This is a genomic window from Roseateles sp., from assembly GCF_044373315.1.
Lineage (GTDB): Bacteria > Pseudomonadota > Gammaproteobacteria > Burkholderiales > Burkholderiaceae_C > JACDQM01.
In genome coordinates this window covers 1-19,891 of the sequence record NZ_JBILQK010000013.1, presented here as the reverse complement: position 1 = coordinate 19,891, position 19,891 = coordinate 1, and the positions used below count along the sequence as shown (strand labels likewise).

Annotated in this window: 16 protein-coding genes and 2 tRNA genes; 10 read left to right on the top strand and 8 right to left on the bottom strand. The window is 64.5% G+C overall.

All coding sequences use genetic code 11. The annotated features are described in order from the left end of the window. Positions 1-61: 61 nt before the first annotated feature. The 4 genes from ACIQ67_RS05265 (at position 62) to ACIQ67_RS05250 (ending at position 6,371) form a co-directional block, all read left to right on the top strand. Positions 62-2,719 (top strand): PD-(D/E)XK nuclease family protein, encoded by a 2,658-nt coding sequence (locus ACIQ67_RS05265; RefSeq protein WP_397533307.1) that lies wholly within the window; start codon positions 62-64, stop codon positions 2,717-2,719. A 2-nt stretch (positions 2,720-2,721) separates the two neighbouring features. Beyond that, positions 2,722-6,057, top strand: a complete 3,336-nt coding sequence (locus tag ACIQ67_RS05260; RefSeq protein ID WP_397533306.1) for a UvrD-helicase domain-containing protein — start codon at positions 2,722-2,724, stop codon at positions 6,055-6,057. Between the two features lie 48 nt (positions 6,058-6,105). Further along, positions 6,106-6,182, top strand: a tRNA-Pro gene (locus ACIQ67_RS05255). 112 nt (positions 6,183-6,294) lie between these two features. Beyond that, a tRNA-Arg gene (locus ACIQ67_RS05250) sits at positions 6,295-6,371 on the top strand. 30 nt (positions 6,372-6,401) lie between these two features. Here the strand turns inward: ACIQ67_RS05250 and ACIQ67_RS05245 are convergent. Further along, positions 6,402-7,094: a glutathione S-transferase N-terminal domain-containing protein gene (locus ACIQ67_RS05245; protein ID WP_397533353.1), complete on the bottom strand. Its 693-nt coding sequence runs from the start codon at positions 7,092-7,094 to the stop codon at positions 6,402-6,404. 73 nt (positions 7,095-7,167) lie between these two features. Between ACIQ67_RS05245 and ACIQ67_RS05240 the strand changes: the two genes are divergently transcribed. After that, entirely contained in the window at positions 7,168-7,911 is a 744-nt protein-coding gene (locus ACIQ67_RS05240) for a hypothetical protein (RefSeq protein ID WP_397533305.1), read from the top strand. 12 nt (positions 7,912-7,923) lie between these two features. On the opposite strand, the gene ACIQ67_RS05235 is transcribed toward ACIQ67_RS05240, so the two are convergent. Both ACIQ67_RS05235 and ACIQ67_RS05230 read right to left on the bottom strand, forming a co-directional pair. Continuing rightward, positions 7,924-9,000 carry a phosphotransferase gene (locus ACIQ67_RS05235; protein WP_397533304.1) on the bottom strand — a complete coding sequence of 359 codons (1,077 nt, stop codon included), beginning with the start codon at positions 8,998-9,000 and terminating at the stop codon, positions 7,924-7,926. 57 nt (positions 9,001-9,057) lie between these two features. Beyond that, complete coding sequence (locus ACIQ67_RS05230; protein ID WP_397533303.1) at positions 9,058-9,762, bottom strand: Crp/Fnr family transcriptional regulator; 705 nt, start codon at positions 9,760-9,762, stop codon at positions 9,058-9,060. 1,245 nt (positions 9,763-11,007) lie between these two features. Here ACIQ67_RS05230 and ACIQ67_RS05225 point away from each other — a divergent pair. Beyond that, positions 11,008-12,120: a hypothetical protein gene (locus tag ACIQ67_RS05225; RefSeq protein WP_397533302.1), complete on the top strand. Its 1,113-nt coding sequence runs from the start codon at positions 11,008-11,010 to the stop codon at positions 12,118-12,120. Between the two features lie 142 nt (positions 12,121-12,262). Here the strand turns inward: ACIQ67_RS05225 and ACIQ67_RS05220 are convergent, their stop codons facing one another. Genes ACIQ67_RS05220 through lptF form a run of 5 tightly spaced genes read right to left on the bottom strand, consistent with a single transcriptional unit; the run spans position 12,263 to position 16,981 of the window. Next, positions 12,263-13,429 carry a pyridoxal phosphate-dependent aminotransferase gene (locus ACIQ67_RS05220; RefSeq protein WP_397533301.1) on the bottom strand — a complete coding sequence of 389 codons (1,167 nt, stop codon included), beginning with the start codon at positions 13,427-13,429 and terminating at the stop codon, positions 12,263-12,265. Between the two features lie 7 nt (positions 13,430-13,436). Then, positions 13,437-14,381 (bottom strand): CysB family HTH-type transcriptional regulator, encoded by a 945-nt coding sequence (locus ACIQ67_RS05215; protein ID WP_397533300.1) that lies wholly within the window; start codon positions 14,379-14,381, stop codon positions 13,437-13,439. Further along, the gene (locus ACIQ67_RS05210; protein WP_397533299.1) at positions 14,378-14,767 is read right to left on the bottom strand and encodes a sirohydrochlorin chelatase; all 390 of its coding nucleotides are present in this window, start codon (positions 14,765-14,767) and stop codon (positions 14,378-14,380) included. The genes ACIQ67_RS05215 and ACIQ67_RS05210 overlap by 4 nt, the downstream gene beginning before the upstream one ends. A 16-nt stretch (positions 14,768-14,783) precedes the next feature. Further along, positions 14,784-15,875, bottom strand: coding sequence for an LPS export ABC transporter permease LptG (lptG, locus tag ACIQ67_RS05205; protein WP_397533298.1), 1,092 nt, complete (start codon positions 15,873-15,875; stop codon positions 14,784-14,786). Further along, positions 15,872-16,981: an LPS export ABC transporter permease LptF gene (gene lptF, locus ACIQ67_RS05200; protein ID WP_397533297.1), complete on the bottom strand. Its 1,110-nt coding sequence runs from the start codon at positions 16,979-16,981 to the stop codon at positions 15,872-15,874. The genes lptG and lptF overlap by 4 nt, the downstream gene beginning before the upstream one ends. Positions 16,982-17,008: 27 nt before the next feature. Here lptF and ACIQ67_RS05195 point away from each other — a divergent pair, with 27 nt between their 5' ends. The 4 genes from ACIQ67_RS05195 to ACIQ67_RS05180 all read left to right on the top strand — a co-directional run. Then, positions 17,009-18,469 carry a leucyl aminopeptidase gene (locus ACIQ67_RS05195; RefSeq protein WP_397533296.1) on the top strand — a complete coding sequence of 487 codons (1,461 nt, stop codon included), beginning with the start codon at positions 17,009-17,011 and terminating at the stop codon, positions 18,467-18,469. A gap of 46 nt (positions 18,470-18,515) precedes the next feature. Beyond that, on the top strand, positions 18,516-18,944 hold the full coding sequence (locus tag ACIQ67_RS05190) for a DNA polymerase III subunit chi (RefSeq protein WP_397533295.1): 429 nt from the start codon (positions 18,516-18,518) through the stop codon (positions 18,942-18,944). Then, on the top strand, positions 18,941-19,378 hold the full coding sequence (locus ACIQ67_RS05185; RefSeq protein WP_397533294.1) for a hypothetical protein: 438 nt from the start codon (positions 18,941-18,943) through the stop codon (positions 19,376-19,378). The genes ACIQ67_RS05190 and ACIQ67_RS05185 overlap by 4 nt, the downstream gene beginning before the upstream one ends. Before the next feature lie 180 nt (positions 19,379-19,558). Then, on the top strand, positions 19,559-19,891 hold a 333-nt coding region (locus ACIQ67_RS05180; RefSeq protein ID WP_397533293.1), incomplete at its 3' end, for an ABC transporter substrate-binding protein.

Sequence of the window (19,891 nt, the reverse complement as noted above, 5' to 3'; positions counted from 1 at the left end):
TTGCCGGCCCGATGACGCCGGCGTGACTCCCCCTTTGGCCCTGCCTGAATCCTCTGTGCCCTTGAACGAATCCCCATTGTTTCCGCTGGATCAGCAGCATATGGCGGCCGGTTTCTGGCCGCAGTTCTCCAAGCGTGTGCTGCAGTGGCTGGATTCGCAAGGGCTGTCCACACGTGATGCAGTGCTGTTGCTTCCGTTTGCGCAGCATCTGGCCCCGGCCCGGCGGGCGTGGATGCAGTTGGGGCGTTGGCAGCCTCGCATCGAAACCACACACAGTCTTGCCGCCGCGCTAGGCCCCAAGCTGCTGCCGCAGCCGCTCCAGATCAGCTTTGATGCGGCCATCGACGCGCTCAGCGCGCGCAGCCTGTTGCAAGGGCAGAGCTGGGCCCAGGCGCTCAGGCGACGCGATAGCCGAGCCTTTGATCTGGCTGTGCTGCGCCTTGTGGAGGCTGCGCATGCCTGGGCCCGCGCAGCGTCGCAACGCGCACCGGGCGTGCGTGAGGCGTTCTGGTCGCAAGCCCGTGAGGCCCTGACTCAGTCCGGCCCAGGCGCGCTGGAACGTGCGCTCGCGATGGTCGCGCTGGAGTGGGCAGCGTCGGATGGTCGGGCGCCGGCCACGGATGCGTTGTTTGAACTGCAACCCAGCGCCTGGGTGCTGCTGCAGTGTGGTGGTCCGGAGCCGCTGGCCAACGCGGTGCTGGATTGCGCTGAACTGCATGGATTGCCGGTGCTGCGCCTCAGCGCTGACCTGTCACTGGAAGAGGCCTTCGCGACATCGCCGCCGCCAGGGCTGATCGAGCAGGCGGTCTGCGATGACTTCGAGTCGCTGGCGCAGTGCAGCGCTGCGGCCGTGCTGCAGCACCTTCAGCTGGGGCGGCAGCCCGTTGCGCTGATTGCGCAGGATCGGGTGCTGATCCGTCGCGTTCGAACCCTGCTTGAGCGCCAATCGGTTGCGATCGGCGATGAGACAGGCTGGATGCTGGCGACTTTGCCGCAAGCCACGCAGCTGACGGCCCTACTGCGTGCGGCGCGTCCGCAGGCTTCGCTGGACGACTGGCTGGGTTGCATGAAGAGCGAGTTGGCGGCTGATTTGAGCGAGCGTTATGGCGCGGCGGCCTTGTCGGCGCTTGAGCTGCAATGCCGCAAGCGGGGCTGGAGCAGTCCGGCGGCCTTGCAACTGGCGCAGCTTTCGCCGGGAAGTGCCCGGCTCTGGTCGGCGGTGAATGCGGCGCTCGAGCCACTCAGTGACGGCGCGTCAGTTCGGCCGCTGGCCGATTGGTTGAGCGCCCTGGCCGAGACGCTGCAGCGCCTGGGGGCGACCGCGTGGCTTGAATCTGACCCGGCCGGAGCTCAGCTGCTGGATGCGCTGTGGCTGCGCCGTTCGCCTTGGCCCGGCAGTGCACATGAAGCCGTGTTGCAGCAGGCGCGCCTGGCTTACGGCGAGTTTGTCGCCTGGGTGGAGGCCACTCTGGAAGCGGCGCAGTTCGTGCCCGCAGCCACCGGGTCGGTCGCCGTGCTGATCACGCCGCTGGCGCGCGCCATGCTCCGGCCTTTCGCGGCGGTGGTCCTGCCGGGCGCTGATGCTGTGACGCTCGGGCCTGTGCCAGCCGGGCCGGCCTTGTTGAATGACGGCTTGGCCGCCCAGTTGGGTATGCCCACCCTGGCTGCCAAGCGCGAGGGCCAGGTGCTGACCTTTGCCCAGCTCCTGCGTGTGCCGGCACTGACGCTGTTGCGCTGTCACAGCCGTGGTCAAGGGCCTTTGGCACCCAGCCCCTTGCTGGAGCGGCTGGAACAGGCGCTGCAGGTCGCCGGCCTGCCGCCGGCACGGCAATGGCAGGATGCCCGCGGGCATGAGCCGGTGCAGACGCATGTGGTCCAGCGCGCGCAAGCGGTGACGTCGGGCCTGTTGCCGGCACGGCTCAGCGCCAGCGCGCTCGAATCGCTGCGTCAGTGCCCGTATCAGTTCTTTGCCCGTGTGATGCTGGGCCTGCGCGAGCAGGACGAACTGGAGGCGCCGCTCGACAAGCGTGATTACGGCACCTGGCTGCATGCCGTGCTGCATCAGTTCCACGAGCTGCGGGCCAAGGATACGGGTGCTGAAAGCGACATTGAGTGCCTGCAGGCCGCAGCGCAGCAGCAGATGCAGGAGCTGGGCTTGTCTGAGGCTGAGTTCCTGCCGTACCTGGCGAGTTTCGAGCGTTTCATCCCAAGCTATCTGAAGTGGTTGTCCGCGCATGAGGCGGGAGGGGCAAATTACCAGGCGGGCGAGCTGGCGCGCGAGATCAAGCCCTTCGCGCCGCTGGGCCAGCCTTTGCAGGAACTGCTTCTGGGCGGGCGCATTGATCGGGTTGACACGGCCGGGGGCGCCCAGCTGCTGATCGACTACAAGACCGGCAGCGTCGCCGGGCTGAAGGACAAGGTGGCCACTCCGAGCGAGGATACGCAGTTGGCGGTCTATGCGCTGCTGATGGGGGCTGAGGCCGAGGGCGGCGAGCAACAGGCGCTCTATCTGGCACTGGACGAGAGCAAGGGCGTGGATGCCGTCATCCATCCCGACGTTGGGGACAGTGCGGCGCTGCTCGTTGACGGTCTGGCCGACGATCTGCTGGCGATGCATGCCGGGCAGCCGCTGCCGGCGCTGGGCGAGGGCGCGGCCTGCGACTATTGCGAAATGCGTGGGCTGTGCCGGCGCGATGACTGGACAGGAAGCCTGCTGTGATCATGACCGAGACTGGTGTGGCCGCCTATACCGCCGATGGCCAGACCGTGGCGCGCGAGCGCTTCTATGCCGTCGCCTGCGATCCCCAGCGCAGTGTGGTGGTCGAGGCCTGTGCGGGCGCAGGCAAGACCTGGATGCTGGTGTCGCGCATCCTTCGCGCGCTGCTTGAAGGCGCTGAACCGCAGGAAATCGTGGCGATCACATTCACCCGCAAGGCCGCTGGCGAGATGCGTGAGCGGCTGGGGCAATGGCTGGAGGAATTCTCCCAGGCCAGCTATGAGGCGCGTGTCGACGCGCTGCTGCAGCGCGGCATGTCTGCCGCGCAGGCGCAGTCACTGGCGCCGACGCTGGCGGTGCTGCGCCAGCGCCTGCTGCAGGTCGGGCGGGGCGTGGAGATCAGGACCTTCCATGCCTGGTTCTCCCAGCTGCTGCGTGCCGCACCATTTGAGTTGCTTGAGACACAGGGCTTGTCGCCCGAACTTCAGTTGTTGGAGGACGACACCGAACTGGCGCCGGAACTCTGGCCGCGCTTCCACGCGGCCGTGCTGGCCGAACCAGAGCTGCTCGCGGCCTATCGCGAACTGACTTCAAGCTACGGGAGGCGGCGATTGCAGAGCTGGCTGGAGGCGGCGTTCGACAAGCGAGTCGAGCTGCGCCTGGCGCAGCAGACGGGCCATTTGCTGGACAGCGTCCCCGACGCGGTTAGCGTGTCGCCGCGTTTCGCAGGGCTCGCGCATCCCGTGGAGGCTTTCGATGCGCTGCGGCCGGCGCTGTGGGCGCTGGCCGGCGCCCTGGGCGTGGCCAAAGGCGTCACGCCGCGCAAGGCCGCCACAGCCATCGAGGCAGCACTGGGGAACGTCGATGCCGAGGCGGCCTTTCGGGGCGTCTTTGTGGCGCTCTTCACCGCGACCGGGACGCCTCGCAAGAACCTGGGCGAGGGCGCTGATCTCGAAGAAGCGCTGGTCGAGCTGGAGCTGCTGTCGCGCGCACTGGCTCAGCATCAGGCCTGCCGCTCTCATCGCCTGATGTGCCGGCTGGCCGTGTGCCTGATCGAGCAATACGAGCAGCTCAAGCGCAGCCGTGGCCTGGTCGACATGAACGACCTGGAGCGCGGTGCCCTGGCCCTGCTGGGCGATCCGGGCTTGTCGGGCTGGGTGCAGCAGCGGCTAGACGCGCAGGTGCGCCATCTGCTCATCGATGAATTCCAGGACACCAGTCCGCTGCAATGGCATGCGCTTTATGCCTGGCTGGCGAGCTACGGTGGCGCGGGTGGCGGTGGGCAGCGAGCGCCCTCGGTCTTCATCGTGGGCGACCCCAAGCAGAGCATCTATCGCTTTCGACGTGCTGAGCCGCGTGTCTTCGCCGCAGCCAGTGATTTCGTCCGCGAAGGCCTGGGTGGCACCTTGCTGGCCTGCGATCACACGCGCCGCAATGCGCCGCCGGTGCTGGCCGCCGTGAATGCAGCCTTTGACAGCGCGAGTCGAGCGGGCGAATACAGCGGCTTTCGCCCCCACACCACCGAGGCGAGTGCCGCGTCCGCAGGCGACCCGCTGGCCGGCGTGTTCTGGCTGGAGGATGCCGGTGTCGAGCCCAATGCGACTGCTGAGGACGCTGACGACGCGGCACAGGCCTGGCGGCCGAGCCTGACACAGGCGCGGCACGAGCCTGAGCTGCAACGCCGTGCCGCGGAGGCGGCGCGGATCGCCGCCTGCATTGCCGCCCTGGTTCGTGAGGGTCAGGCCTTGCCGGGCGAGATCTTCGTGCTGGCACGCAAGCGAGACGGACTGCGCGTACTGGCGCAGACGCTTAAGAGCCTGGGCATTGCGCATGCGGCGCCCGAGGATACCCCTTTGCTTGACTCACCGGACGTGCGTGACTTGCTGGCGTTGCTCGATGTGCTGGCCTCGCCGGGCCACAACTTGTCGCTGGCCCATGCCTTGCGGACCCCGCTGTTTGGCGCGGGCGAGGACGATCTGCTGCTGCTGGCTGAACACGCAGCGTCAGTGCAGTGGCTGGGGCGGCTGCAGGCCGAGAGCAGCCAGAGCTGGTGGGCTGCCTTGATGCTGGTGGACGCTGCGCAGCTGAGCCCGGCCTTGCAACGTGCGCGCGGCCTGCTGGCGCGCTGGCAAGACCTGGCGCGCCTGCGCAGTCCGCATGACCTGCTGGATGCGATCGTCTTCGAAGGAGAGTTGCTGCAGCGCCTGGCGGCGGCCGTGCCGCCCAGCGAGCGGCGCTCGCGCCTGCACGCGGTCGAGGCCTTGCTGGCCCTCTCGCTCGACCTGGATGGTGGCCGCCATGCCGGTGTCTACAGCTTTGTGCGCGCGCTGAAGACCCGGGCACTGAAGCTGGCATGGCCGAGCCAGGGCGAGGCCGTGCAGTTGCTGACCGTGCACGGAGCCAAGGGGCTCGAGGCCCGGGTGGTGTTCCTGATGGATTGCGAGGCCGGGCCGGCTCGCGCCGAAAGCAACAGCCTGGCTGTGGCCTGGGCCGTGCAGGACGCCACACCAGGCACGGTGGCATTTCTGGCCTCCGAGAGCCAGCCGCCGCCTTCTTTGCAAGCCTTGCTCGACGAAGAGCGCGAGCAGCGCCAAAGGGAAGAGCTCAATGCGCTTTACGTGGCGATGACGCGTGCCCGCTCGCGCCTGGTGTTCAGCCGAACGCCGGCGCGCAGCAAGTCGACGGTGCCCAGTTGGTGGGCGCGCTTACAGCCTTTGGGGCAGCCGTTGGCGGTGCCGCCGGCCGGGGCGGCGTTGGTGGCCGACGAACCCTTTGCTTTGTACAGCCTGCCACTCGCGCCTCGGGCGGAAGTCTCGGCTGCAGAGATCGGCAGCGCGCCCGAGCCCGTCGATGACAGTGCGGCGCTGGGAGAGGCTCTGCATCGCGTACTGGAATGGGCCAGCGGGCCGCGGGGGCAGGACTTGCCTCAGTTGCTGGCATCGGCAAAGCAGATGTACGGGCTCGATGCGGCCCGAGCCGACCGGCTCGAGCGGAGCGCAGCCGCCATCTTGGGCAGTGCCGAGTGCGCTGCGTTTTTTGATCCTCAGTGCTTCGTCTGGGCTGGCAATGAGGTGGCGATCAGCCTGGCCGGGCAGGACATGCGCATCGACCGGCTGGTCTGCATGCCAGGATCCGCCGATGCCGATGTGCCGGTCTGGTGGGTGCTGGACTACAAGCTCAATGCAGCGCCGCATCGTCAGGACGAGTACCTTAAGCAGATGGGCCGCTACCGTCAGGCGGTGCTCGAGCTGCAGCCAGGAGAGCCTGTGCGAACGGCTTTCATCACAGGGCAAGGCCGCTTGATCGATTGCACCGAACAGGTTCAAAGCAACTTCTTCTGAGACTTTCCCGGAATGCCCTGAAGCTCGGGTTACAATGCGCAGCTTAGTCGGGGCGTAGCGCAGCCTGGTAGCGCATCTGCTTTGGGAGCAGAGGGTCGCGAGTTCGAATCCCGCCGCCCCGACCATCCAATCTGCTGAGCCGCCTGGGTCAAAAGCCCTGGCGGCTTTGTCTTTCTTGGCATCCGTTTTGGCGCGCCGGCGCCATTGAGGCGCGTGGCAAAATGGCGCCCCTGCAAGCCGACCGTAGCTCAACCGGATAGAGCACCCGCCTTCTAAGCGGGCGGTTGGGGGTTCGATTCCCTCCGGTCGGGCCATTCTTCGGCCTCGTGCGGCTTGCTTGAGGTCTAGCGGTGTTTGTACTGCTCTTTGCCGAACAGCACTTCGCGTGCCTTGTCGTCTATGAGCGGGCGCCGCAACGGGGCCAAGACTTCGACGCCGCGCTGCACGGCCGGTCGGGCAGCGATCTCGTCAAACCAGCCTCTCAGATGCGGATAGTCATGCATCTCGACACCCTGGTTTTTCCATGAGCGCAGCCAAGGGAAAACGGCCATGTCCGCGATCGAGTACTCGGGTCCGCCGATGTACTTGCTGACCGCCAGTCGCTTGTTGACGACGCCGTACAGTCGTTTGGCTTCTTGGGTGTAGCGCTCGATTGCGTAGGGAATCTTCTCGGGCGCGTAAATGCGGAAGTGGTGAGCCTGGCCCAGCATCGGCCCCACGCCTCCGACCTGGAACATCAGCCACTGCAGCACCTCGTACTTGGCCGCGGCGCCGCTGGGCAGAAATTTGCCTGTCTTGCCCGCCAGATAGAGCAGAATTGCACCCGACTCGAACAGCGAGATCGGCTGGCCCTCAGGGCCATCTGGGTCGACGATCGCTGGAATCTTGTTGTTGGGACTGATGGCCAGGAAATCGGGCTCGAATTGCGCACCGCTTCCGATGTCCACGGGGATCACCCGATAGGGCAGGCCACATTCTTCCAACATGATGTGAATCTTGTGGCCGTTTGGTGTGGGCCATGAATATGCTTCAATCATTGAATGCCTCTCCATACAAGCCCTCGCCACAAAGGCGACGCAGCAGCAACGTTCGCTGGCATTCTCTTCGCTCATGGTAATTAAGCAAGTTAAACGCTGGTTCGTGGTGCGTGCCAATGCGGCGCGCTGGCGTCCTCTGTCGGACTGGGCCGAAACACGCAATGCAGTGTTCCGCCAGGCGCGTGATGGGCGCGGTTTTCAGATCGAGCAGCCCAAGGCCTTGCCGGGCGCGCTGCGCATCGAGTGGGGGCCATCGCAGCGGGCTTACATCGACGGCACCGAATTGCGCATGCGTGTCGAACTCGGCTTGCACAGCGATCTTCAAATGATGGTGATCGCGCGCCAGCTGATGGAGCGCCTTGAGAAGGCGGTCTTTGAGGCTTACACCGACACCCTGAAGACCCGGGTGGACACCGACACGCCAGAAGAAATGCGCTGGCTGGTGATGTTTCCCAAGCTGAAGAACTTCAACTCGAAGCCGGTGCGAGAGCGCTTTGGCGCTCTCGGTGTGAACCGTGATCTGATCGGCGCTTGGCTTGATGGGCCGATGTCGGATACGCTGGCACTGGCCAGTCAGGATCTGTTGCCCGAGGAGCGTGCCTTTGTGCTGATGAGCATGCGGGGCAATGTCTATCTGCGTGTTGCGATGGCAGAGCCCAGCCTTGAAGACGTCCAGGCCCTGGTCAAGTTGCTTGAAACGGCGTGCCGCGAGGCACTGCGTGTCAACGGCCGGCTGAGCGATGGCGGACCCTGGCCGACCACCACCTCGGTGGCCTGGCAGAGCTCAACTCCCGAAGAGCAGGGGCCGGGGCGCTAAGTTGCTCGGGCCTCAGGCCCGCTGCGCGAATTGCCAGGCCAAGTCCGCCAGCGGGCGCGCACCCGCATCAGCCTCACGGGCTTGCGCACTCGAAGCCGTACCTGTTTCCACCCGCTTTGCGATACCTTGCAGGATGGCGGCGATGCGGAACAGGTTGTAGGCCAGATAGAAGTTCCAGTCACGCATCACGGCGGCCACGTCCTTGCGGCCCGTTCGCTCGCAATACAGCGTTACATAGCTCAGTTCGTCCGGGATTCCGAGTGCGGCCAGGTCCTTGCCTGCAATGCCGCGAGCCACGCCTGAACTGACGATGTGCCAGGACATGCAGTGGTAGCTGAAGTCGGCCAGGGGGTGGCCAAGCGTTGACAGTTCCCAGTCCAGCACGGCCAGCACGCGGGGCTCGCTGGGATGGAAGACCAGGTTGTCGAGCCGGTAGTCGCCGTGCACGATGGATGCTTCCCTCTCATCGCGGGCGGACTCGGGGATGTTCTGCGGCAGCCACTCAATCAGGCGCTCCATCGCGTCGATGGGCTGGGTGACGGAGGCTAGGTATTGCTTGCTCCAGCGACCAATCTGCCGCTCGAAGTAGTTGCCCGGCTTGCCATAGTTGGCCAAGCCCAGCGAATTGAAGTCGACGCTGTGCAATGCCGCGATGACGCGGTTCATCTCTTGGTAGATCGCGCTGCGCTCGCCCTGGCTCATGCCGGGCAAGGACTGGTCCCACAGCACGCGACCGTCGATGTACTCCATGATGTAGAAGGCACGGCCGATGACCGACTCGTCCTCGCACAAGGCCAGCATTCTGGGCACCGGAACTGCGGAGCCTTCCAGTGCTTGCATGACTGTGAACTCTCGCTCAATGGCATGGGCCGACGGCAGCAGCTTCGCCACCGGACCAGGCTTGCTCCGCATCACATAACTGCGCTGCGGCGTCACCAGCTTGTACGTGGGGTTGGACTGGCCGCCCTTGAACTGCTCGATGCTCAGCGGCCCGGCGAAACCGGGTATGGCCTGTTCGAGCCATTGGCTAAGCGAAGTGCTGTCCAGCGCCTGGCTGGGCGCGCGGGTGCCGGTGAAAGCGTCGTCCATGGGTCTCCTTGATTTGAGTTCTTCAGAGGGCCCGGGCGCCGCCACCGGCGGTCCGGGCTATCGGCTGGCGATGGCCAGCAGTTTGTCCTTGCTGAGCACGACCAGGCGCGTGGGTTCGACCCGCACGGCACCCTCGCGCTCGAAGCCCTTGAGCTCCTGATTTACGCGCTGGCGGGAGGCGCCCAGCAATTGCGCCAGGTCTTCCTGAGCGAGCTGCAGGCCGATGCGCACTTCCTCGCCTTGCGGAATGCCATAGGCGCGTGCCAACAGCAGGATCTGCTTGGCCAGGCGCGCCGCCAGCGGTCGCGTGTTCAGGTCTTCGACGGCGTCGAACATCAGGCGCAGACGCCGGCAGTTCAGGCGCAACAAGGCTTCGTAGAGTTCGGAGTGCTGTTGCAGCAAGGCCTTGAAATCGGGCTTGCGTACTGACAGCAGGGTAGTTTCGCCATGCGCTGACGCGTCGTGCGTCCGCGGCATGCCATCGAACAGGGCGATGTCGCCAAACCAGGTGCCGGGCTCCACATAGGTGAGGGTCACCTGCTTTCCGGCCAGTGACACCGTGCTCACGCGCACCGCACCCTTGGCGACGCCAATCCAATCCTCGGCAGGCTCGCCGCGGCAGGACAGCAGTGCGCCATCGCCAATGCGGCGCACGGTTGCACGGGAAAGAATGTCGCTGCGCAGCGGCGCAGACAGTTTGGAGAACCACGAGCCCGAGTCGATGTTGCTACGTTCGGGGAGTGTAAGAACCGAGCTATTCATGCTGAGTCGCTGATGTGACAGCAAAGGATTGCCGCGAGAATGCATTGTCCACGAGACGCGGTGCGGGCAATCGCGTGCACTGATCATGTCCTTCCACCTCGATGCCAGCCGAGCTGCACAGCGCTGCCTTGCACGATGGACCCAACGTTGCGCAAGCGCTTGGATGCGGGTCACCGCCGGCTGTATCCAGCTGTTACCTCATGCTAGAGTCGCCGGCAAACAACAGTGGCCCCCGGCATGTCCAGAGCGTCCTTCGCGCCCCGAAAGTTCCTGAACACACGCGCCGTCCCTGGCGCTGCGCTTCGAGCCCTGGCGCTGGGCGTGGCCGTGATCGGCATGCATCCGGCAGCCACTGCGATTGGCGTTGGGCGCCCGCAGACCTTGTCTGCGCTCGGCCAGCCCCTGCATCTGGTTTTTCCGGTCAGCTTGGGTGTTGGTGAAAGTCTGAGCCCGGATTGCGTCACGGCTGAGGTTCTGGCGGGCGATGTGCGAGTGCCAGCCACAGGCGTGGTGGTGCAGCTCGAGGGGGAGAGCGAGCTCAAGGTGCGCGCAGTGCGCCTTCGCTCGGTGCCGCAGATCGACGAGCCTTTGGTGACGGTGAGTTTGTCGCTGGGGTGCCCGGCACGGCTGGTGCGTCAATACACCGCCTTCATCGACCCGCCTGGGGCGACCCCGAGCCTCACGACGCAGGCGCAGCCTGCGGTCGTGGTTCGCAGCTATTCGCCGCAGATGCAGGCTGCGTTGAATACGGCCGAAGCGCGCCCGTCTGCTCTGCTCGCGCCTGCGCCCTTGTCGCCTGGTGAGGTGCCGAACCTGGTTCCTGCCGAACCCGCGGCCTCCTCGGTAGCGCCTGTCGTCACAAGGAAGGGCGCTGAGCTCAAGCCGGCGTCTGCCGCGGTTGACGCTGGGACGCCCAGTTCCACAAGCCGCACAGACAGCGCTTCCGCTGAGGCCAAACCAGCGCCCAAGGGCAAGCCGGCGCAGCGCCTTGCGGCTGCCCAGCAAGGTGAGCAGCCGGCGAAGAAGGTCCCTTCCACCCGACCCGCGGCGCGCTTGCAGCTTGAACCCGCGGAAGCGATGCAGTCTGCGGCGCCTGCGGCTATGCCGGCAGCGAGTGAGACTGCCTCATCGGCGGCCGGGGTGCAGGCGGGGCCTGATGCCGCCGCCGAGCGCATGGCGAAGCTTGAGCAGGGCATGCTGGCCATGCAGGCGGAACAGCGCCTGTCGCAACAGCAGCTGCAGGCCTTGCGCGCAGAGCTTGAGCGCGCGCAGTCTGAGCGCTATCTCAATCCGCTGACCGTGCTGTTGGCAGCCCTCACTCTGGGCCTCAGCGCTGTGAGCTTTCAACTGTGGCGCAGCCGCAAGCAGGAGCGGCAGCTGCGCGAATCGGCCTGGTGGGCTGATGTGAAATCTGAGACTGTTTCTGAAGATCAGGTCGCGCCGCCGCGGGCAGTTGCGACGCGGGCTACGCAGGCTACGGCTGCAGACTTGGCTGTAGCCCCAACCAGCATCAGTGCAGACAGCAGCGTTGACGCAGCACCGGCGACGCCGTCTGGGGCTGTGCTGGCCATGTTGCCCCCGACGCCGCCAGAACCTGAGGATGAGCCGGTTACCTTTCAGCTGGTCGAGCCAGTAGCCCCCATAGCTTCAGCGGCGACGTCGACACTTAAAGCTGACACCGAACCGGTGCGTGTCAACGTCGAGGACTTGATTGACCTTGAACAGCAGGTAGATTTTTTCCTGGTGCTCGGTCAGGACGATGCCGCGATCGAGTTGTTGAGAGCGCGGCTTGATGGTGCGGCTGCCGAGGTGGCGCTGCCCTATCTGAAGTTGCTGCATCTCTTCCAGCGTGCGCGCCGGGAAGACGATTTCATGGCCTTGTCGCAGCGCTACCGGGACCGGTTCGATCTGCCAGCGCCGGAGTGGTCTGCGGACATGATGGCGGGCGAGGGGCTGGAGGACCATGCCGCGGTCTTGCTGATGTTGCAGCGACGCTGGCCAGACAGTGCGGCAAGCATGGCTTTGCTTCAGTCACTGCTTGTGGGTCACGCCGAGGATGGTTCCCTGCCGGGACCCTTGCCTCAGGAGTCTCTGGATCTGCTGACGCAGGCCGATCTGCTGATGCTTTATGGCGTTGCGCGGGACAAGTCAGAGCATGAGGTGCGAGGCGAGGGCATCGACCTGTTCCTCCCACTTGAGGTGCCGGGCAAGCTGGGTTCGACCGAACTGATGGCAACGATGATCTGGCAGGCACCGGCAGGTGCCTTGACGGCACCCAATGCGCTGGAAGTCGATATTTCCCTCGACGAGCCCGACGAAGTACCGACCAGGCCGAGCTCCTTTGACACTCGGGCCTAGGAGTCTGCGCGGCAGAAGGCGTTGAAGGCGAAAACTGTCTCAGGCGAGGAGAGTTTTCGCACGACGTTCTTGGGCAAGAAGCCGGTGAGGATGGACCGCTGCGGTCAGTTTGCAGCGGACGCTTCCTCTGCGCCACCGCCTCCTAGAGGCTGGCGAGTTTCCCTAGCGCTGCGGTGAGTGTGCTGTCTTGCTTGGCGAAGCAGAATCGGATCACCCGCGCCTGGCTGCCGGCCGCATAGAAGGCGGACAGAGGAATGGCTGCTACACCGACTTCGCTTGTAAGCCACTGACAGAACGTCGCGTCGTTCATCTCGGTGAGTTCTGGAGCCAGCCCTGAGTAGTCCACGCATTGAAAGTAGCTGCCTTGCGAGGGCAGTAGCGTGAAGCGAGAACTCTGCAGGCCGGCCTGGAAAAGATCGCGCTTGCGCTGGTAGAAGGCCGGCAGTTCTAGGTACGGTGCGGGATCGGCCATGTAAGCCGCCAGGCCATGTTGCATCGGTGTGTTCACAGTGAACACATTGAACTGATGCACTTTGCGAAACTCGGCACTCAATGGAGCCGGGGCCGCCACATAGCCTACCTTCCAGCCTGTCACGTGATAGGTTTTACCGAAGCTGGAGATGATGAAGCTGCGCGACGCCAGATCAGGGAAGCGCGCGACGCTCTGATGAAGCTGGCCATCGAACACCATGTGCTCATAGACCTCGTCGCTGATCAGCAGAACCTCGGTGCCCTTGAGCAGATCAACCAGGCGCAGCATCTCTTGCTCCGACCAGACCGTGGCGCTCGGGTTGTGAGGGCTGTTGATGATCAGCGCTCGGGTGCGAGGGCTGATCGCGGCGGCGATCAGCTCAAAGTCCGGCCTGTAGGTACCAGGCGTCAGAGGCACGCGAACGACGCAGCCTCCGGCCAGTTCGATATTGGGCGCGTAGCTGTCGTAGCAGGGCTCCAGCACGATCACCTCGTCGCCTGGATGAACGATGGACAGCAGGGCAGTGAAGATCGCCTGTGTGGCGCCGGCAGTGATGGTGATCTCGCTGCCGGCGTCGTAGCGGGCGCCATACAGCTTGAACAGCTTGGCGGCCACGGCCTCACGCAGCGCTGGCACACCGGGCATCGGTGGGTACTGATTGTGAGCGCCGCGCATCGCTAGATGCACGGCGTCGACCAGACGCGGGGCAGCGTCGAAGTCCGGAAACCCCTGACCCAGATTGACAGCGCCGTGCTGCTGAGCCAGCGCCGACATGGTGGAGAAGATGGTGGTGCCTACTTGGGGCAGCCGGCTCTGCAGCCTGGGGGTCTCTTGCATGACGGGTTCAGAGTTCGTAATCGCTGGCTTCGCCACTGAGCGCCCGCTCCAACAGAGGGCGATTCAGGCGGCTGGAAAGCAACTCGGCAAAGGTGTAGACATAGTTGCGCAGATAGGTGCCGCGCTTGAACGCGATTCGGGCGACGTTCTGGCCGAAGAGGTGGCCCAGCGGTCGCCAGACCAGGTCGGCTCCTGGCGTCTCTTCCTGCACCGCCATCTCGGCCACGATGCCCACACCCATGCCCAGCTTCACATAGGTCTTGATGACGTCGGAGTCGATGGCTTCAAGCACCACGTCAGGCGTCAGTCGGCGCATTGCGAAGGCGCGGTCGATACGGGTGCGGCCGGTGAAGCTGGGGTGGTAGGAGATCAGCGGAAACGCCGCCAACTGCTCCAGACTGACTCGCTCAACCTGGGCCAAGGGGTGTTCTGCGGGCACCACCATGACGTGCTGCCACTCATAGCAGGGGAGACTGATCAGCCCTTCGTGATCGGCCAGGGACTCTGTGGCCAGGCCGACATCGGCGCTCTCGTCCAGCAGCATGCTGGCGACCTGCTCGGGGTTGCCTTGATGCAGGCTCACGTTCACCTGGGGGAATTGCCGACGCAGCTTGGCCACCGGGCTGGGCAGCACATAGCGGGCCTGCGTGTGTGTGGTGGCGATGGACAAGGTGCCGCTGTCCTGGCGCGAGAACTCTGCGCCGATGCGCTTCAGGTTGCCGACCTCGCGCATGATGATCTCGATCGCCTTGAGTACCTGGTGGCCAGGCTCGGTGATGTGGCGAAGGCGCTTGCCATGCCGCGAGAAGATGTCGACGCCCAGCTCTTCCTCAAACTCCAGAATGGCCTTGGAAACGCCTGGCTGAGAGGTGTGCAGGGCCTTGGCGGTTTCCGTCAGGTTCAGGTTGCGCCGGGCAGCTTCCTGGACGAAGCGAAACTGATGCAGGTTCATGGGGCCTTGGCTCCCGCGGCCTCCGCCATGGCCAGGCTGGCGGCTGCCATGGCGTTGATGACGCCATCCTGCTCTCCGATGGCGGGGTGCAGCAGCCACTCGATGCCATCGCCGTGCCGCTCGCGCAGGCGTTCGATCAAGGGTGGAATGTCGCGTCGTACATGACCGCTGGCGCCGAGAAACAGCGGCACGATATGGATGCGGCGGCAGCCCTGCGCAACGAGGCTGTCGGCTGCGGTTTCGATGCCGGGCTCCATCAGTTCGAGAAAGGCCAGCGCCATCGGCATCGCGGGTCTGCTGAGCGCCAAGCGCGCTGCAAGCTCCTTGAAGGGGCTGGCCCAGGCGGGGTCACGGGCGCCATGGGCGAATAAGAGCATTCCGTCCATCGGAGTGGGTCCTGTTTCAGCGGTAACGCACAAGCCAGCCAAAGGCAGCCAGTGACAGAGCGAGATAGATCAAGCTGGGGGTGGCGGCGACGGCCCACGGTGTCCAGCCCTTGAGCAGCCCTAGGTGGCCGGCCAAGTTGTTCATCAGCACAAAGCTGATGCCCAGCATGATGCCGCCAAACACCTTCAGGCTGATGCCGCCGGCTCGGCCGTGGAGGTAGGCAAAGGGCAGGGCCAGCGCGACCATGACGAAGCATGCAAAGGGGTAGAGGGCCTTGCGCCAGAACTGGATGTCGTGCTGTTGGGCGGACTGCTCATGGGCCGAAAGATGCGCGGTGTAGCGATAGAGCTCGACGGTGGACATGGTCTTTGCCGGCCTCAGTGCGGCGCTGATCACACCCGCAGTCAGTCCGCTGCTCCAATCCAGCAAGGGCAGATGTTGCTCGTTGATCCGCGCCGCGAGCCACTCGGTGCGCTGCACATCGCGCAACTTCCACAGACCATCCGCATCAACGCTTGCGCCGGCGGCTTGGGTGCGTGAGTGCAAGGCGCCCTGTTGGTCGAACTCGAAGATGCGCACACCTTCCAACTCGCCACTGGCCTTTACGCGAGCGATGTGAACCGAGAAATTGCGCTCGCCGGAAGGACTCAGCTGTTTGTCCTTGAGCCAGGCTCCCTGCCCGGCGGTCAAGCCGCCGGAGTAGGCCGCCCGCTGTGCTTCGGCACTGCGTTCGAAGTAGGGCGCCACATAATCGCCGACGACGAAGGTGAGCGCGGCGAAGCCGAGTGCCAGTGAGCTGAGCAAGGCTAAAGCGCGTCCTGGGCCCAAACCACCCGTGCGCAGGATCGTGAACTCGCTGGACTGTGCCAGCCTGGCCAGCGAGAAGATGCTGCCGATCAGGACGGCGATCGGAAACAGCTCATAAAAATGACCGGGCAGTTCCAGCAGCGCCAGCCAGGCTGCTGCAGCTGCACCGCCGCCGCGACGGCCCAGGCTGTCAAGCTCGTCGACGAAGTCGATGAAATAGAACAGGGACAGGAATGCGAGGGCCACGAAGCTGACTGCACCCGTCAGGTCGCGATACAGCAGTCGCCGCACGGTCTTCATGCGCGCTGCTCCTTGCGACTGGCAGCGCGCAGGCTCGACAAGCTCAAGCGATTGCCTTGATCGCGCATCCAAATCAGGCCCAGCGCCATCAGAAACGCACCGCCATGCACCGAGAGCATGGCTTGGAGAAGGCTGGTGCGGCCATTGCTGACCCAGGCCTGCGTGAGGTTGATCAGGTTGAAGTAGACGACAAAGCCAAGCAGCGCGAACAGCAGATTCCAGTTGTTGGCCCGACGCGGATTGGTGGCCGACATGCCGATGCCCAACAGCACCATGTTGATGGCAGCCACCGCGAGCCCGAAACGCCAAGCCAGCTGACCCTGGTGTTGCGGCTGCTTGCTGGTGAGCAGCTCGAGTGTGTCCATCGCGCGCGGCGGCAGGGCGTCGACCGAACGGACCGACTGCTCGTCAACCTGCAGTTGATATCGCTCGAAGCGTGCCATGGTTTTCGTGCCGTTGCCCGCACTGGCCTCGTTGCGTTGTCCGTCTTCAAGCACCAGGTAGCGGTCGCCATCGATCCACTCGATCTGGCCCTGGCTAGCGGTGGTGACGGACTCGCTCTTGCCGTTCTGGCTGAGGATGAAGACATTCCGGCCTGTACGACTGTCCTCGCTGTCTCGATCGATGAAGAAAACCCGGCTTCCGTCGCGAGAACTCTGGAACTGTCCTGGAGCGACGCGCGACAGGTCGGAGCGCTTCTCATAGCGTTCCTTGAGCTGCGCACTGCTCCGATTGCCCCAGGGCTGGACGAGCAGGACCAACGCAACGATGACGGTCAGCACCGGCCACGCGAAGCGCAGTACTGGTTGGACGAAGCGAGACAGACCGATACCGCTGGCAAACCAGATCTGCATCTCGGACTCGCGGTACATGCGGCTGAGGCTGGCCACAACGGCCACGAACAGCGACAGCGCGAGCATGGTCGGCAGTTGCGCCAGGGTCAGATAGCCCATCAGCAGAACCACATCCTGGGGCGCGATATTGCCTCCCGCAGCCTGGCCGAGGGTGCGGATCAGCATCATCGTCACGACGATGGTGAGGATGACCACCAGGGTCACGCCGAAGCTGCGCGCCAGCTCAGCCCGTACAGAGGAATCGAATAACATTCGGCCACTTTATCTATTTCTCACATTATGGACTTCCGTACTCAGACTGCTTCCCTGGATGCCTTGGCGGGTGTGAATGCCGATGCCCTGGTGCTGGTACTGGCCGGTGACAGTGTCCCCCCAGGTTTGGATCCCGTGCTGGCTGCTGCCGTCAAGGACGCGATCAAGCTCGGCGACTTCGAGCTCAAGGCTGGCAAGACACTGACATTGCAGCGCGTGGCCGGCGTCAAGGCCCCGCGTGTGGTGCTGGCCGCTGCTGGCGCTGCCACGGTGAAGTCAGGCCGCAATGCAGTGCAGACCGCGCTGACGCAGTTGAAGTCGCGTGGCGCGGCGCATGCGGCCCTGGTCTTTGTAGGCTTCGAGGCCTTGGGCGAGCAGTTGGTCGAGCACACGGTTCTCGCTGCTGTGGATTCGATCTACGTCTACCGCCACACCAAGCCTAGCGCGGCGCCTGCGCCTCAGCTCGCTAAGCTGACCCTGCTGGCCGGCAAAGACGAGGGCAAGGCCGTCAAGGCCGGTTTGGTGCGTGGCCAGGCGATCGCTGCAGGCATTGAACTGGCGCGCGAGGCTGCCAATCGCCCTGGCAATTACGCGACGCCGACGTACCTGGCCGAACAGGTCAAACAGCTTGGCCGGGACTACGGTCTCAAGGTGGAGGTGCTGGACAAGAAGGCCGTCGAGAAACTCGGAATGGGCTCCTTCCTCGCCGTGGCCCAGGGTTCGGACGAGCCGCTGCGCTTCATCGTGGCGCGCTATGAGGGCGCAGCCAAGACGCAGGCGCCGGTGGTGTTGGTGGGCAAGGGCATCACCTTCGACTCGGGCGGCATCTCGTTGAAGCCCGGTGCCGAGATGGACGAAATGAAGTTCGACATGGGCGGTGCGGCCAGCGTCCTGGGCACACTGCGTGCCGTGGCGGAGCTGAAGCCCAAGCTGAATCTGGTCTGCATCATCGCTGCCTGCGAGAACATGCCCAGCGGCCGGGCTCTGAAGCCGGGAGACGTGGTGACCTCGATGTCGGGTCAAACCATTGAAATCTTGAACACCGACGCTGAGGGTCGCCTGATCCTGTGCGATGCGCTGACCTACGCCGAGCGCTTCAAGCCGGCAGCGGTGGTCGATGTGGCCACGCTGACGGGTGCCTGTGTGATCGCGCTGGGTGGCGTTCGCAGCGGCATGTACGCCAGCGACGATGAACTTGCCGCAGCGCTCAGCAGCGCTGGCGAGGCTGCCTTGGATCTCTGCTGGCGCATGCCGCTGGATGAAGAGTACGACGAGGGGCTGAAGAGCAACTTTGCCGACGTGGCGAACGTCGGATCGCGTGCGGGTGGATCGATCACTGCAGCGAAGTTCCTGCAGCGCTTTGCTGGCAAGTACCGCTGGGGTCACCTGGATATCGCCGGCACGGCCTGGAAGGGTGGCGCTGCCAAGGGTGGGACCGGACGCCCCGTGGGGCTGCTGACGCACTTTGTGTTGTCGCAGGCGCGTTGATGCGACTGCGGGGTGCGCCAGCCGCGTGCCCTTCTGAGGGTGCGGTATGTCTGAGGTGAGCTTCTACACCGGGGTTGCTGAACGTCTGGGTTATGTGTGCCGGCTGCTGCGAAAGGCGCAACAGTCTGGCGCGCGCGTCACCGTCGTCGGTCCAGCTGCGGCGCTGGAACGACTCGATGCAGCACTTTGGACGTTTGACGCCACCGAGTTCGTGCCCCATCTGCGCCTGCGTGGCGAGGTCGACGGTTCGACCGTCGACCGCAGCCCGATTCTTCTGACCGAGTCGCTGGGCCAGTCGGCTAGCGATGGCGTGCTGTTGAACCTGGGTGCCGAACTGGTACCGGGTTTCGAGCGATTTGCGCGGGTGCTCGAAGTCGTTTCGCAGGATGCCCAGCAAGTGCAGGCGGGACGTGAGCGTTTCCGTCAATACAAATCGTTGGGGCATCCCGTGATCCATCACGAGGTGACAGCATGAACCGTCCACCTTCAGAGCGCGTCGTGCCCACGTTGACTGAGGTGCTCGACGAGCATCGCTGGCAAGCGGGTAATGCTCCATTGGCTGCCGAGCCTCTTGAGCCGCTCCTTGCTGCTGCGGATAACGATCTGCATTCCTTGGTTGAGCCGGTCATTGATCTCAGTGATCTCGCCGTTCTCGGGCCTGATTCGCAGGACGAAACGCTGTTGGCTGCCGACTTCGAGAGGCCCGAGGCGTCGCCTCCTGATGTGCCTGTTCACCAGTCATTTGACCCGACGCTGGAGCCTGTCTTGAGACTGGCGCTTTCCAAAGCATTGAGCGAGGCGATTCCGGATCTGGTCGACCTTCTGGTTCCGATCATGCGGCGGCAGCTGGCTTCAGATTTGGGGCATCGGAGCGATGCGTACGAGACGCCAGGCGGGTCACCGCGCTGAAGGGCGTTGTTGCTTGCTTGAGCCCTTGGTCTTGAGCGTTTGTCGCCTCCAGATTTTGCGCTGCTGACGCTTTGTGTTCCATGCTTACCCCATGGAGAAGCCGGGTGTTTTGGGGTATTGTCTTCGCGTTTGATGAGTCAACAGCAAACGCTTTTCCTTCTTCCCCTTTGGAGGTCTTACATGCAAGTGAAACTGAACGTGATCGTTGCTGCTGCTGCCGCAGTTTTGAGTGGCGCGGCGATGTCGCAGGAACTGGTGGTGAAGATTGGCCACGTTGGGCCGACGAGCGGTGCGATTGCGCACTTGGGCAAGGACAACGAGCTGGGCGCGCGCCTGGCGATTGAAGATCTGAACGCCAAGGGCGTGACGATCGGCGGCAGGAAGGCCAGGTTCGAGCTGCTGGCTGAAGACGATGCGGGTGACCCGAAGCAAGGCACGGCAGCGGCGCAGAAGCTGGTGGACTCCAAGGTCAACGGCGTGGTGGGTCACCTGAACTCGGGCACCTCGATCCCG

Bases quoted from the DNA above. Each gene is read 5' to 3' on its own strand.
- ACIQ67_RS05260 (WP_397533306.1), top strand. From the start codon at position 2,722: ATGACCGAGACTGGTGTGGCCGCCTATACCGCCGATGGCCAGACCGTG.
- ACIQ67_RS05245 (WP_397533353.1), bottom strand. From the start codon at position 7,094: ATGATTGAAGCATATTCATGGCCCACACCAAACGGCCACAAGATTCAC.
- ACIQ67_RS05240 (WP_397533305.1), top strand. From the start codon at position 7,168: ATGGTAATTAAGCAAGTTAAACGCTGGTTCGTGGTGCGTGCCAATGCG.
- ACIQ67_RS05235 (WP_397533304.1), bottom strand. From the start codon at position 9,000: ATGGACGACGCTTTCACCGGCACCCGCGCGCCCAGCCAGGCGCTGGAC.
- ACIQ67_RS05230 (WP_397533303.1), bottom strand. From the start codon at position 9,762: ATGAATAGCTCGGTTCTTACACTCCCCGAACGTAGCAACATCGACTCG.
- ACIQ67_RS05220 (WP_397533301.1), bottom strand. From the start codon at position 13,429: ATGCAAGAGACCCCCAGGCTGCAGAGCCGGCTGCCCCAAGTAGGCACC.
- ACIQ67_RS05215 (WP_397533300.1), bottom strand. From the start codon at position 14,381: ATGAACCTGCATCAGTTTCGCTTCGTCCAGGAAGCTGCCCGGCGCAAC.
- ACIQ67_RS05210 (WP_397533299.1), bottom strand. From the start codon at position 14,767: ATGGACGGAATGCTCTTATTCGCCCATGGCGCCCGTGACCCCGCCTGG.
- lptG (WP_397533298.1), bottom strand. From the start codon at position 15,875: ATGAAGACCGTGCGGCGACTGCTGTATCGCGACCTGACGGGTGCAGTC.
- lptF (WP_397533297.1), bottom strand. From the start codon at position 16,981: ATGTTATTCGATTCCTCTGTACGGGCTGAGCTGGCGCGCAGCTTCGGC.
- ACIQ67_RS05195 (WP_397533296.1), top strand. From the start codon at position 17,009: ATGGACTTCCGTACTCAGACTGCTTCCCTGGATGCCTTGGCGGGTGTG.
- ACIQ67_RS05190 (WP_397533295.1), top strand. From the start codon at position 18,516: ATGTCTGAGGTGAGCTTCTACACCGGGGTTGCTGAACGTCTGGGTTAT.
- ACIQ67_RS05185 (WP_397533294.1), top strand. From the start codon at position 18,941: ATGAACCGTCCACCTTCAGAGCGCGTCGTGCCCACGTTGACTGAGGTG.